The 12614-nt window shown below is 61.5% G+C and carries 12 protein-coding genes; 2 read left to right on the top strand and 10 right to left on the bottom strand.

The features are described from left to right. Position 1: 1 nt before the first annotated feature. Positions 2 to 973 carry a sugar phosphate isomerase/epimerase gene (locus tag NKF26_RS05885; protein ID WP_253227287.1) on the bottom strand — a complete coding sequence of 324 codons (972 nt, stop codon included), beginning with the start codon at positions 971 to 973 and terminating at the stop codon, positions 2 to 4. 77 nt (positions 974 to 1050) lie between these two features. Here NKF26_RS05885 and NKF26_RS05880 point away from each other — a divergent pair, with 77 nt between their 5' ends. Then, entirely contained in the window at positions 1051 to 2061 is a 1011-nt protein-coding gene (locus NKF26_RS05880) for a DUF2332 domain-containing protein (protein WP_253234089.1), read from the top strand. Between the two features lies 1 nt (position 2062). On the opposite strand, the gene NKF26_RS05875 is transcribed toward NKF26_RS05880, so the two are convergent. The 7 genes from NKF26_RS05875 to NKF26_RS05845 form a co-directional block, all read right to left on the bottom strand. Next, entirely contained in the window at positions 2063 to 3130 is a 1068-nt protein-coding gene (locus NKF26_RS05875; protein ID WP_253227285.1) for a Gfo/Idh/MocA family protein, read from the bottom strand. Positions 3131 to 3257: 127 nt separating this feature from the next. Continuing rightward, on the bottom strand, positions 3258 to 3461 hold the full coding sequence (locus NKF26_RS05870) for a hypothetical protein (protein WP_066145511.1): 204 nt from the start codon (positions 3459 to 3461) through the stop codon (positions 3258 to 3260). Between the two features lies 1 nt (position 3462). Then, positions 3463 to 4650 carry an ABC transporter ATP-binding protein gene (locus NKF26_RS05865; protein ID WP_253234088.1) on the bottom strand — a complete coding sequence of 396 codons (1188 nt, stop codon included), beginning with the start codon at positions 4648 to 4650 and terminating at the stop codon, positions 3463 to 3465. A 6-nt stretch (positions 4651 to 4656) separates the two neighbouring features. Further along, positions 4657 to 5592, bottom strand: a complete 936-nt coding sequence (locus NKF26_RS05860; RefSeq protein WP_253234087.1) for a carbohydrate ABC transporter permease — start codon at positions 5590 to 5592, stop codon at positions 4657 to 4659. 1 nt (position 5593) lies between these two features. Then, positions 5594 to 6586, bottom strand: coding sequence for a carbohydrate ABC transporter permease (locus tag NKF26_RS05855; protein WP_253227282.1), 993 nt, complete (start codon positions 6584 to 6586; stop codon positions 5594 to 5596). A gap of 2 nt (positions 6587 to 6588) precedes the next feature. Continuing rightward, positions 6589 to 8046: an extracellular solute-binding protein gene (locus tag NKF26_RS05850; RefSeq protein WP_253227281.1), complete on the bottom strand. Its 1458-nt coding sequence runs from the start codon at positions 8044 to 8046 to the stop codon at positions 6589 to 6591. Positions 8047 to 8375: 329 nt separating this feature from the next. Further along, the gene (locus NKF26_RS05845) at positions 8376 to 9362 is read right to left on the bottom strand and encodes an aldo/keto reductase (protein ID WP_303647118.1); all 987 of its coding nucleotides are present in this window, start codon (positions 9360 to 9362) and stop codon (positions 8376 to 8378) included. Positions 9363 to 9474: 112 nt separating this feature from the next. Here NKF26_RS05845 and NKF26_RS05840 point away from each other — a divergent pair, with 112 nt between their 5' ends. Continuing rightward, entirely contained in the window at positions 9475 to 10272 is a 798-nt protein-coding gene (locus NKF26_RS05840; RefSeq protein WP_253234086.1) for a hypothetical protein, read from the top strand. Here NKF26_RS05840 and NKF26_RS05835 read toward each other — a convergent pair. Further along, complete coding sequence (locus tag NKF26_RS05835; protein WP_253227279.1) at positions 10269 to 11330, bottom strand: HTH-type sugar sensing transcriptional regulator TrmB; 1062 nt, start codon at positions 11328 to 11330, stop codon at positions 10269 to 10271. The two genes, NKF26_RS05840 and NKF26_RS05835, sit on opposite strands and share 4 nt — an antisense overlap. 501 nt (positions 11331 to 11831) lie before the next feature. Next, positions 11832 to 12578, bottom strand: a complete 747-nt coding sequence (locus NKF26_RS05830; RefSeq protein WP_253227278.1) for a proteasome assembly chaperone family protein — start codon at positions 12576 to 12578, stop codon at positions 11832 to 11834. Positions 12579 to 12614 lie beyond the last annotated feature (36 nt).

Here is a 12614-nt window from a genome sequence, read left to right as displayed (position 1 = left end):
GTTATTCCGCCCAGTAGGCGTCGCCGGGCGTGGTGCGGAAGACGGCACGCTGGAGCAACTCGACGGCCTTCTCCAACCCTTCGCGCGAACTGGTGAGCGAGTCCTCGTGTTCGATGGAGAGCGCGCCGTCGTACTCCACGAGGCGGAGGGCACTCACGATGTCCTTCCAGTGGCCCTCGCCGTGGCCGTAGCCGACCGAGCGGAACAGCCACGAGCGGTCCGCTTCGTCGGTGTACGGTGTGGTGTCGAGGACGCCCTTGTAGCGGGCTTGGGACTCGTACACCTTCGTGTCCTTGGCGTGGAAGTGGTGGATGGCGTCGTGTTCGCCGAGCAGGCGGATGGCCTCGGGAACGTCGATGCCCTGCCAGTAGAGATGGCTAGGGTCGAAGTTCGCGCCGACGCGCTCGCCCGTCGCCTGGCGAAGTTCGAGCATTCCGGCGGGTTCGTGGACGAGCATGTTCGGGTGCATCTCGATTGCGAGGTCGACGTCGTGGTCATCGGCGAACGCCTCCAGTTCCTGCCAGTACGGAATCGCCACGTCCTCCCACTGGTATTCGAGCGCCTCGGCGTGCTCCGGGGGCCACGGCGCAGTGATCCAGTTCGGGTACTCGTCGTTCGGGCCGCCCGCGGGCAGGCCGGAGAAGCAGGTGACGGTGCCGACGTCCAACTGGTCGGCGAGTTCGATGGCCTCGCGGAGTTCCGTGTCCGCCTCCTCGGCCGTCTCGTCGTCCGGGTGTATCGGGTTGTTGTGCGTCGCCAGCGCGCTGATGCGCATGTCGTGCTCGGCGAGCAGGTCGTGGAGTTCCGCCTGTGCGTCCTCGTCGCCCAGATACTCGTCGCGCGGAAGGTGCGTGTCGCCGGGGAAGCCGCCGACGCCGGGTTCGATGGCGTCCACGCCGATGTCGTTCAGATATTCGAGCGCGTCTTCGAGCGATTCGCCGTACAGTGGTGGTGTGTGAACGCCGATGTCCATGTTATGAACGATTACCCCGTTCGAGAATAAAATTTTGGTGGCAACGCTTACACTCCGAGTCTCCAATCGTTTCCCATATGAGTCTCGCCGAGGAGTTCGAGTGGTTCGCGGACTGGTGTGTCGGAACGTCGCCCCTGTACGAGAAACTGGCGCGTGGCGTCGCCGACGACCCGTATCTGCTTTCGCTCGCCGAGGAAATCCCGCCGAAGCGCGGCACGCCGAACATCCTGTTCGCCGCGGTTCACTGGCACCTGCTCGGCGGCGTCTCCCACCCGCTGGCCGACTTCTATCCGAGCGTCACGGACGACCCCAAAACTGCCGACCCGTTCCCCGCGTTCCGAGAGTTTTGCGCCGAACACGAGGACGAACTGCTTCCTCTCTTGCGAAATCGTAGAACGCAGACGAACGCGGTTCGGCGCTGTACCGCACTCTTTCCGGCGTTTTCTCACATCGCGAATCGAGTCGGCGGCGAACCGCTCGCACTGATCGAACTCGGGCCCAGCGGCGGCCTCAACCTCTGTTGGGACCGGTACGTCTACGATTACGGTGACGCCGGGCGGTACGGCACCGGCGAGTGCGTCCTCGACACGGAAATCAGGAGCGAACGGTCCCCACCGCTCCCGGACGAGTTTCCACGAGTCGCCTCCCGCATCGGCATCGACCTGAACCCGCTCGACGTGCGGGACGAAACGGACGCTCGTTGGCTTCGAGCGCTCGTCTGGCCGGAACACGAGGACCGTCATCGACTCCTCCGGGGGGCCACGAACGTCGCGCGTCAGCATCCGCCCGAATTTCGGCAGGGAGACGCGGTCGAGGAACTCCCCGACGTTCTCGCGGGGATTCCGTCGGACGTGCCGGTCTGCGTGTTCGACACGCAGATGCGGTATCAACTCCCGGAAACGGCACAGGACCGACTCCGGGTGCGTATCGAAGCGGCCGCGGAAGGACGACCGCTCCACTGGTTGTCCGGCCACGAATCCGCCGACGAGTGGGAGGGTGCCTTCGCGCTCAACTGGTTCGACGGCGAGGAGTACCGACGGCTACTCGCCTACGAACAACACGGAAAATGGCTTCGATGGGTTCGATAACTCAGTCCAACTGGACTGCTTTCTCGTCCTGTGACGAGCGGTAGACGGCGTCGATGACGCGCTGGACCGTGAGAGCCTGTTCGATGGTGTTCATCTTCGGTGCGACGTTGTCCCGAACCGCTTCGAAGAAGACGCGCTGTTCGGCTTTGTGGGCGTCCTCCTGCCGGGTTTTGACGTTGGTGTCCGAGAAGTGGTCGGACCCGACCATGCTCGTCTCGTAGATGGTGAGCGAGTCGTCGTGCTTGTCGAAGCTCGCGCCCGCGTCGGTGCCGCGGACGAAGTACTCCTCGCTCGACGAGCGGTTCGCGGCCCACGCGACTTCGAGCGAGATGGTCTTGCCGCCCTCACAACGGATGAACGCGGTCACGGAGTCATCGACGGTAAACGCGCCCGAGTCCGTGTCGTCGCCCCACATTTCCAGGTACGTGTAGTCGTCTCGGTCACCGAACTGCGAGCGTACCTCGCCGCTGACTTCCTTCACGTTCGGGAAGTCGTGGAGGTGAAGCGCGAGGTCGATGGCGTGAACGCCGATGTCGATGAGGGCACCGCCGCCTGCGACGTCGCGGTTCGTGAACCACGAACCACGGCCGGGGATGCCACGGCGTCGGATGTAGTTGGCTTCGACGTGGCGCGTCTTCCCGAAGCGACCCTCGTCCTGATAGCCTTTGATGACCTCGACGGGGGTCCGGAAGCGGTTGTGGAAGCCGACCATACAGAACCCCTCAGCGTTGCGGGCCGCCTCCGCGATGCGCTCCGCGCTCTCCAGCGTGTGAGCGAGCGGCTTTTCCAAAAGCACGTCGAGCCCCGAGTCGAGCGCGGAGATGGCGTACTCCTCGTGGAATTTGTTCGGCGTCGTGACGACGACGGCGTCGATGTCCGACTCGTACAGTTCCTCGTAGCTCTCGAACGAGCGGGTGTCGTATTTCTCGGCGAATCGGGCGCGCGCGTCGGGGTTGATATCGACACCACCGACGATTTCGTGGCGTAAGTCAGTGACGCGGTCGGCGTGATAATGTCCAATATTTCCGAGACCGACGAACCCAACTCGAACCGGCTCACTGGCACTCATAGTTACCGCTCACCGGTGAGACGGTGTTATTCTTTTCCTTTCGTCGTGCCACTCCGCCGTGACGGAGAGGTTCTTCGGCAGTTTTTGCCGTGGTCGAGACGAACTCGGGTGGGTAAACGGGCGCACGTCAATACAACTGCTGTTTCTTTTCTTCGCGTTCGCGCTCACGCTCTTCCTCCGCTTTTCTGTCTTTCCGGTCCGCGAGCAGTCCTCGAATACCGGGAATGATCTTGTTCTTCACGTCGAAGACGAACGACGCGATGCCGTACGCCCAGAAGAAGAACAGGAACGTACCCGCGCCCAGGTAGAACCAACCGAGTTCCGTCACCATCTCAGTCGTCCCCCTCCGCTTCCGTGCCGGTGGCCCCCGTTCCGACCGAGGCGAACTCCAGTCCGTGTGCGATGGCGTCGCCGGTCTCCGTATCGAACAGATGGATACGTTCCCGGTCAAGGACGACCTCCACTTCCTGGTCTGTTTCGATGTCCTTGTCGGGGTCTACGCTCATCAGGAGCTGGTGGGAATCGTCCGCTTCGGCGTCCATTCCCTCCGAACTCGCGCCACCCGTCAGCAAGTAGACGAAGATCTCGTCGCCCATCGGTTCGAGCACGTCCGTCCGGGCCGAGATGGTATCCGTGGGGTTCGCCACGTCGTCAGCATCGTCGAGGAGGTGCACGTCTTCGGGACGGACCCCCATCGTCACCTCGTCGTCCGGCGCGACACCGCTGAGTTGGCCGGGGTCGAACTGGACGTGGTAATCCTCCGTCGCCAACCCGTTCGCGTCGATCGTTCCCTCCACGAAGTTCATGCTCGGCGAGCCGATGAACCCAGCGACGAACAGGTTCTTCGGTTCGTTGTAACAGACGAGCGGGGGATCGAACTGCTGGAGTTCCCCCTGATTGATAACCGCGACGCGGTCGGACATCGTCATCGCCTCCGCCTGGTCGTGCGTGACGTAGATGATGGTTGCGTCGAGTTCCTTCTGAAGCCGCTGGAGTTCGGTCCGCATGTGAACGCGCAGTTTGGCGTCGAGGTTCGCCAGCGGCTCGTCCATCAGGAACACTTCCGGATCACGGACGATGGCGCGCGCGATGGCGACACGCTGCCGTTGGCCGCCGGACATCTCGTCCGGCATCCGGTCGAGCATGCCTTCGAGTTGGACGATTTCGGCCGCCCGGTCCACCCGGCGGTCCACCTCGTCCGTATCGTACTTCCGGAGCCGAAGCCCGAAGCTGATGTTGTCGTACACGTCCATGTGCGGGAACAACGCGATGTTCTGGAACACCATGGCGATGCCACGGTCCTTCGGCGGGAGGGTCGTTACCTCCCGTCCGGCGATGGAAATCGTCCCATCCGTCGGAATCGTGAGACCGGCGATGGTCTCTAGGGTCGTGGATTTTCCACAGCCCGACGGGCCGACGAGCGTGATGAACTCGCCGTCCTTGATCTCCAGATTCATGTCGTCGACTGCCGTTACATCATCGTACTGTTTCGAAACGTGTTCTAAGTTAACTTCACCCATTGTGTATCACTCCTTCAGTGCGCCAGAGGTGAGTCCACTGACGATTTTCTCCTGCGCGATGACGACGAGGATTGCGATGGGCAGGATGCCCACGATGCTCGCCGCCGCCATGAGGTTGTAGAACGATGCGTACTGGCCCTGGTAGCCCAGAATGCCCCACAGAAGTGGTGCCCAGTGTTTCGCCTGTCCGTCCGTCATCAGGTACGAGAAGAAGAACTCGTTGTACACGTTGATAAACGTTAGCACGCCCGCCGTGGCGACGCCGGGTGCCGACAGCGGGATGATGACGCGGAACAGCGCGCCCAGTCGCGTGGTGCCCTCGATTCGCGCGGCGTCCTCCAACCCGTCCGGAATTTGGGCGTAGAACGTCGTCAGGATGAATATCGAGAGCGGCATGAACAGGGCGCTGAAGGGGAGCAACAGCGCTCCCGGCGTGTTGTAGAGCATCGGCGGGCTCAGCCCGAGAATGCTCACGTTCCCCGTGAACAGTTGGAACAGCGGGATGAGGAACGCCGCCGGTGGGAAGTACGAGATCGCGAGGATGAGCAACATCAGCGGCCCACGGCCGGGGAAGTCGAGTCGCCCGAACACGTAGCCCGCGAGGCTCGCGAGCACCAACACGATGATCGTCGTCACCAGCGCGAGCACGAAGCTGTTGAACATGAAGACATGGAACGGTAAGCGCTGGAATATCTCCACGAACACGTGCAGATTGAACCCCTTCGGAGCCAATCCCATGTCGGAGATCTGATTGCTCGGCGTCAGCGCGATGACGAGCAACCAGTAGAGCGGGAACAGCGTGGTGAACAGGAAGAACACCATGACGAGGTAGAACAACCCGCGGTAGGTCTTGTCCGGATTCTGCATCGACCCTTGCGCCCACCGGTTGATCAGCCCCGATGGCTGGTCCCCATCGGCCGTCGTTTCATCGGCTTGCGCCATTCTAGATCCCTCCTGCGCTCTCGCGGAATTTCACGATGTACACGGTCACGACGATGCCGATGATGGCCGCCGTGACGAACGCGATCGCGGACGCCGTCCCGTACCGCCGGACGCTGAACGTCGTGACGACGAGACAGGACAGCGAGGGGACGGTCGTACACCCGGACATGGTCTGGATGAGCCCGTAAATCCGCATCGCCGCGATGGTGCGGAACAACATCGCGACCATCACGGTCGGGAAGACGAGCGGCAGGGTGATCATCCGGAACTGCTGCCACCTCGACGCGCCAGCGACCTTCGCCACGTCGTAGAGGCTCCGGTCGATACTCTGGAGTCCGGCGAGGATGAGCAGGGCCATGAACGCCGTCGTCTTCCACACGTCGGCCACGATGATGATCGACAACGCCTCGGGACTGTTGACCAGCGGCGTCGTCGAGTAGCCCAACAAGTTGTGGAGGATGTCCGCCCCGAACCCGATTCCCGGTTGGAAGAGCAGGTAGAAGATCATTCCTTGGATGACGATGGGAACCGCCCACGGGAGGATGATCGCCACCCGAACCCAGCGCCGTCCACGGAAATCCTGGTCCAACACGAGCGCTTGCCCGAAACCGATGATGGTCTCGAAGATGACGCTCACGATGGTGAAGATGAACGTGACGATAAGGGCGCTTTTGAACGGTGAACTGAGGTCGATGAACGGTTGCGGTAAGGCGACCGTATCGAGTTTCCCCGTCAGCAGGTTCACGTAGTTTTCGAATCCGACGAACCCGCCGAGTTGGGACGCACCGCGAATGCTGTCTGCATGCAATGACATCTCGAACGTACGCAGGAGCGGCCAGAACGCGATGACGGCGAGCAACAGCAACGCGGGAATCAAGAGGAGGTAGGCGAACTGCGTCTCGCTCAAGCTCTCTATCCAGCGAACTGCGCTCGCATACGCACCGGATCGTGGCTGCTCCCGCAATCCGTGTTCCGTTGGTTCTTCAGTTGCCATGATTACTTGTTGTAGTTTTCAATTTGGCTCAACTGGCTTTTCAGGGTGGACATCGCGGATTCCGGCGAGGCCTCGTTGGCGTACGCCGCGTGCACCTGCTGAGCGATCTTTCCTGATTCCTGTGGCCAGACCGCCGTGACCGGTCGTGGAACCGCGTTCTGCCCGGCGACACGGAGTTGATTCACGTATCTGCCGATGACCGGAACCTGCTTCGCCTGCTTCGATTTGAGCAGTTGCGGTTCCGGCGGGATCCACCCGAGGATCTGGAACAGCTTCAGTTTGACCGACGGTTGCATCATCGCCCGAATGACCTCGAAGGTCTGCTTTCGCTTCGGGGTGTTCGGATTGACAACCATATGCCATCCACCGAGAGCGGCAGCGGGGCCGCCAGTTCCCTTGTACTTCGCCTCGTTTGGCTTGACGCCGTACGGAATCGGCATAACGCCGAGGTCCTTGCCGAACACGTCGTCTGCCCCGTTGATGACGATGGAGTACGGCCAGTTGCGGTGTGCGACCGCTTGCTTGTTGGTGAACGGCGCACGCGAGGTCTCCTCGGACCACGAAAGCACGGCGGTCGGTGAAATACCGCCTTCGTATCCCTGCAGGGTGCCCGATGCATTCGACCCGTGAATGAACGTCCGAATCATCTTGATGGACTTGATGACGGGGTCTTCGGCGACCGTCACGGGGCGTTTACCGATAGGGCCGAACAGGTTGTCGTGGGGGCCGAAAAACGCGCCGCCCCACGAGGTCATGAACTCGTTGAAGTCACAGCAGGAAAGCCCTTCGTATAGGTCCGCTTGGAAGGTAAATCCGTATTTCAGATCGTTCTGCTCTTTGACCTTCTTGACGACCTTGGAAAACTTCTTCCACGAAACCGAGTTCGTCGCCCACTTCTCCTTGTCGGGGCTGAACCCTGCCTTCTTCACGAGGTCCTTTCGATACTGCATCGTCGGGAAATCGGGGAAGATCGGTATCGCGTACAGGTCGTCGTCGTTGGATTTCGCCGTTTGGACGCTGGCCTGGAAGTAGTCCTTGTTCACCTTCTTGGTCAAGTTCTCCGGAAGGTTTTCCGAGAGGTTCATCACTTGCCTCCGAGCGATAAACGTCAGCGCCCAACCGCTGTCCATCATCAACATGTCCGGTTCGGCCAGATCCGCCGAGAGCCACCGTTGATACTGGGCCTGACGGACGTCGGTATTGCTCGAACCGGGAAGGATCTCGACGTGGATATCCTTCGATAGACCCGCCTTGTGGAGCGCATCGTTTATTGGCTTTTGCTGATCGGCCGCGTCCGAATCGGCGGCCCATTTGACGACGTTGGAGTTGGCCGACTGTCCGCGACTGGTACAGCCAGCGAGACCGGCGGCGGTTCCGGAGACTCCGACGGCCTTTACGAAAGTCCGCCGGGAGACGCCGTCCCGCCGGCGATCTCTATCATGGTCGTTAACACCCACCATACTTTTGTAAGACGGAACTGCCCCATTTATAACTTTGGTGCGATTGACTACAGCCGTTGTTAGATTTTTTATACACGATGTATCACGTTCGTGTTGCTTGTATCTCGAATGACTAAAACCATTTATGGCCGATAATCATCATATATCGGCGAAATCACGTGAAAAAGGGGGACGGTAGGCGGTTCGAATGCCTTCGAAACGTAACACGAGCGGTGGCGCTCCCCCCGCCTTTATATTCCGATCGTGGTGTTCTTTGACCATTTCGTGACGGTCACGACTGACTTTCGACCGGTAAAACGGAATCCCATCGGATTTCGATAGAGGAAGTATCAGATATTGGCGATCTCGCGGGACCACACCGGCGATTTCGGTGATTCGAGTCGCTCCAGTTCCTCGTCCGAGAGCGAAACGTCGAGTGACTCGATGTTCTCGACCAAGTGGTCTTCCGTTCGTGGACCGATGATGGGCGAATCCACGACGGGCTTGTGGAGCAACCACGCGAGACTGACCTGCGCGGCCGAGACGCCTTTTTCCTCGGCGATGGCCCGTACCTCGCCCAACACGGCCCAGTTCTCGTCGGTGAACCGCTCCTCGGTGTACTCGTCGCTCGTCGCTCGTCCTTCGGTAACGTCCTCGTCACGGTGGTACTTCCCGGTCAGGAACCCGCCACCAAGCGGCGACCACGGGATGACGCCGACGCCTTCCGCGTCACACACGGGCAGGAGGTTCTCCTCCTCGTGGCGGTCCACGAGGTTGTACTCCGGTTGCATGCAGGTAAAGCGCTCGTAGTCCTCGATGTCGCTTCGGTACAGGGCTTTCGTGAACTGCCACCCCGCCATCGTGCTCGCACCGATGTAGCGGACTTTCCCCGTCTCGACGAGGTGGTCGAGCGCCGAGAGCGTCTCATCGATCGGCGTGGTCTCGTCCCAGCGGTGGATCTGATACAGGTCGATGTAGTCCGTCCCGAGTCGGTCGAGGCTGGCCTCCGCTTGGTCGAGGATATGCTTCCGAGAGAGTCCCTGCCCGTTCGGGTACTCTCCCATCCCGCCGAACACCTTCGTGGCGATCACGAGTTCGTCGCGGTTGCGCCCCTCGATGGCCTTGCCGACGATCTCCTCGCTTTCGCCGTGGGAATAGACGTTCGCGGTGTCGAGGAAGTTGATGCCCATCTCCAGCGCCCGGTCGATGAGATCGAGGCTGGCCGCCTCGTCGTTCATCATCCACTCGTATTCGCTCCCGAAGTTCATACAGCCCAGACAGAGCCGCGACACTTCGAGACCCGTGCTCCCCAGTTTCGTGTACTGCATCTCGGTCATCGCTAGCTTTCTACTCCGACTTCGGGTAAAGAACTGTGGGCGAAATACGTCGGGGTCGATTCCCGACTCACCTCCCGAACCTTCAAACGCCCCGCGTTCGAATCCCTCGCCAATGTTGGACGAACTTCGAAAGCCGGAGTACACGGGTGAGAATCGGTGTTGGCCGTGTACCGTGCTCAATGCTATCATTCTCCTTTCCGCGTGCGCGGGCGTGATCAAGTTTTATCCCGGAAAGCGAACACGCCGCCTCGGTGTCGCCTCGGCCGTCGGCATCGTCGGCGGAGCGGCGATCGCCCTCCGAGGCTATTTGGTCCCCGGAACGCCACAAATCGCGCCGAAGCTAGCCGCCCGACTCTCGCCGAAGCCACAGCCACCGGCTGAGACGGGGTCGCTGGCCGGTGAAACCGACGAAGACGTCGGCGAACGTGCGCTCTCCGCGCTCCTCGATGCGGGCATCGTTCACGCCGTCGGCGAGAGTCTCCATCTGGACGAAGGGTTCCGCACCGACTGGCGCGACGAGATGACGACCCTCCGGTCCGGAAACCTCGGGACGGCCGTCCGAAACGCGTCGCCGTCGCTCGTCACGACCGAAAGCGTCAACGACGACGAATACATCGTCGTCACGACCGACGGGGACGAGATAGAGAACGAACGGTGGCTCTCCCGTCCGGTCGCGATTGCGGAGGTCGCGGCGACGCGGGCGCTCGACGAGTACGACATCGACCCGGACGTTCGGGTGCAATCGGCCTCGGCACTCCGCGCGTTCCTGAACGACTGTCCGGTGTGTGACGCACCGCTCGAAGTAACGAGCGCAGACAACTGCTGTGGCAGCGGAACTTCGAGCCCCCTCGCCCCGCCGGACGAGGTGTTGGCCTGTCCGGACTGCGACCAGCGCGTGTTTACGTTCTAACGTTCGTACTCCGGCGGTTCGTCCGTCCCGATCCGGATTTCGTGTGCCTCGATGTCCTCGAGCGCGGCGACCTGCCCACCCACGGTGACGACACCGCTCTCCGTCTCGACGGACATCCCGGCGACGCGCTCGCCGCCTTCGAAGGAGAGACCGACAACTTTTCCGCGGACGACACGGTCGTGACCGGATTCGATGTCCCGCCCCTTGATCGTCGCGTAAAAGTCGCCTTCCAATCCCTGAATCTCCTTGACGCACCGACGGATGGACGCATAGCGTCGCGGGAACGTGCGACTCTCGGCGTCCTCCGAGAGGGTCCGTTCGGCCGTCGTCCAGAGGACCGTGCCGAAGAACCCGGACACGAGGAATCCCAGCGCCGAGCGGTTGAAGATGACGCCGTAGCGGTCGCGGTCGTCGCGCAGGGCGTCCTGCGTGGCGTACATCGAGTACTCCCCGTCGGCGACCGCGATGACGGGCGTCGTGATACCGCGACGGGCACGAGCGGTCGTCGCCACGGCACTGTAGTCGTATTCCTCCGGGTCGCGCGCTTCGGACGCGGGCGTGATGAGCAACTCGATGCTCACCCCGTCGTCGATTTCGGCTTTCAGGTCGTCCTCGAACCGGTCGAGGAGGTCGGGCGTCAGCGACAGCGCGAGTTCGTACTCCGCGGATTCGATGACGTCTTCGAGGTAGCGAAGGATGGTCGAACGCGATTTGACCAGCGAGACGGCTTCGGTGTCCCGCGCCGGTGCCGTGTAGCGGTCTTCGAGTTCGGTTATCATGTCGCTGAGCGACGATTGGACGTCGGAGAAGGCTTCCTCGGGGTCGATGGCGATGACCTTCATCGGCCGGGATTCACGAAGTTCGACCAGTCCCCGGTCGCTCAAACTTCGGACGGTGTCGTACACCCGCGGTTGCGGGATGTCGGTGTGTTCCGCGATTTCGCTCGCGGTCAGTCGTCCGTGTTCGAGTACCGTGAGGTACGCATCGATTTCGTACTCCCCCAAGCTGAACCGTTCTCCGACTCGTTCGAGGGTCAGATAGAGGTCGTCGGAGCTCATTATGAAACGAAAAACTACGGAGGATTATAGAACCCACCTTTTCGATTCCACCTTTTGCTGCGGGAGCGCGGCGTTACCGCACTTCCTGGCAAAATCTGGACCAAAAGCGCTCCTCCTTCATGGTTCGAGAGAGCAAAGCTCTCTCGTCATCACGAAAATCTTCGATTTTCGAACGATTTCGTTTCAGTCGTCGGCCCGGAAAATCGGAGATTTTCCGGAACTGATGCTGGTCTCCACGGTTGTGTCACCGGCTGATTTGGGCGATTGTGCCGGTGGTCGCTTGTCCAACTTTCATCGCCAGCGAAGCGATAGGCTGGCCCGTCCATTCCAAGCGCAAGCGTTCTCTCCGCTCGCTCTGCGAGCGGGCCAAGGAACCCCCGACGGAGCGGGGACGGCGAGTTTTACTCGCCATTTCCTGCGACGGAAGCGGGGTGACGCCGTGCTTTTGGTCCAGATTTTTATCGAGGGTCGCTGCGCGACCCTCGCAATAAAAAGGTGGGTCTACATATACATCCGGTCGTCCGGGCGTTCGGCCTCGCCTGCCGACTCGACGCGTTCGGCGAGTTCGGCGTAGTACTCGCCGACTTCGTCCGCGAAGGATTCGAGCGGTTCGGTATCGACCGAGAGGTCGTACACGTCGCTGACGGCGTCGATGAGGCGAAGGGCGGCTTCCACGTCCGGGGTTTGGGCGTGGACGGGCGTCACGAACACGCCGGTCGCGAGCGTCGAATCGAGGCCGCGGGCGACGAGCGTGGCCTTGACGCCGTCGAGGAAGCCACGACCCATGCCGGGGAGCCCCGTGCCTTCGAGGTGTTCGGCGTGGTAATCCGGGGTGGCGATGTAGAAGACGCGGTGCTCGTCGGGACCGTGAGGGACCGGGATGCCGGAGAGGATGCCTATCTCCTCGACGTCGTTTTCCGCGGTCCAGTCGAGGATCGCGCTGGCGAACGGATCGGCGGCCCAGACCGGGACGAACAGTTCGCCGACGAGGATGGTCACGTCGAGGTCGGGACGGGAGAACAGGCGCGTGTGGTGTCGGGGACGGCCGTTCTCGAACGGCGTGATCGCGGGCAACTGTTCGGCGGTGACGTGACCCGTCTCTTCGAGGTCGAGTTGCTCGACGAGATAGTTCGCGGCGGTCAGTCCGGCGAGGCCGAACTCGGAAAAACCGGCGAGGAGCGTGCCGCTCGGTTCTTCGTGGTGGCTTATTTCGAACGAGGCGCGTGGCCGACGTGATTCGGTAGTCATACATCAGAATTGTCGTGGCGTGACTTAGTTTTCGCC

Origin of the sequence: Haladaptatus sp. AB618, from assembly GCF_024136965.1 — an archaeon.
Lineage (GTDB): Archaea > Halobacteriota > Halobacteria > Halobacteriales > Haladaptataceae > Haladaptatus.
This window is presented reverse-complemented; position numbering and strand designations above follow the sequence as displayed.

Excerpts from the sequence above, each read along its gene's own strand:
- NKF26_RS05885 (WP_253227287.1), bottom strand. The coding sequence starts at position 973 with ATGGACATCGGCGTTCACACACCACCACTGTACGGCGAATCGCTCGAA.
- NKF26_RS05880 (WP_253234089.1), top strand. The coding sequence starts at position 1,051 with ATGAGTCTCGCCGAGGAGTTCGAGTGGTTCGCGGACTGGTGTGTCGGA.
- NKF26_RS05875 (WP_253227285.1), bottom strand. The coding sequence starts at position 3,130 with ATGAGTGCCAGTGAGCCGGTTCGAGTTGGGTTCGTCGGTCTCGGAAAT.
- NKF26_RS05870 (WP_066145511.1), bottom strand. The coding sequence starts at position 3,461 with ATGGTGACGGAACTCGGTTGGTTCTACCTGGGCGCGGGTACGTTCCTG.
- NKF26_RS05865 (WP_253234088.1), bottom strand. The coding sequence starts at position 4,650 with ATGGGTGAAGTTAACTTAGAACACGTTTCGAAACAGTACGATGATGTA.
- NKF26_RS05860 (WP_253234087.1), bottom strand. The coding sequence starts at position 5,592 with ATGGCGCAAGCCGATGAAACGACGGCCGATGGGGACCAGCCATCGGGG.
- NKF26_RS05855 (WP_253227282.1), bottom strand. The coding sequence starts at position 6,586 with ATGGCAACTGAAGAACCAACGGAACACGGATTGCGGGAGCAGCCACGA.
- NKF26_RS05850 (WP_253227281.1), bottom strand. The coding sequence starts at position 8,046 with ATGGTGGGTGTTAACGACCATGATAGAGATCGCCGGCGGGACGGCGTC.
- NKF26_RS05845 (WP_303647118.1), bottom strand. The coding sequence starts at position 9,362 with ATGACCGAGATGCAGTACACGAAACTGGGGAGCACGGGTCTCGAAGTG.
- NKF26_RS05840 (WP_253234086.1), top strand. The coding sequence starts at position 9,475 with ATGTTGGACGAACTTCGAAAGCCGGAGTACACGGGTGAGAATCGGTGT.
- NKF26_RS05835 (WP_253227279.1), bottom strand. The coding sequence starts at position 11,330 with ATGAGCTCCGACGACCTCTATCTGACCCTCGAACGAGTCGGAGAACGG.
- NKF26_RS05830 (WP_253227278.1), bottom strand. The coding sequence starts at position 12,578 with ATGACTACCGAATCACGTCGGCCACGCGCCTCGTTCGAAATAAGCCAC.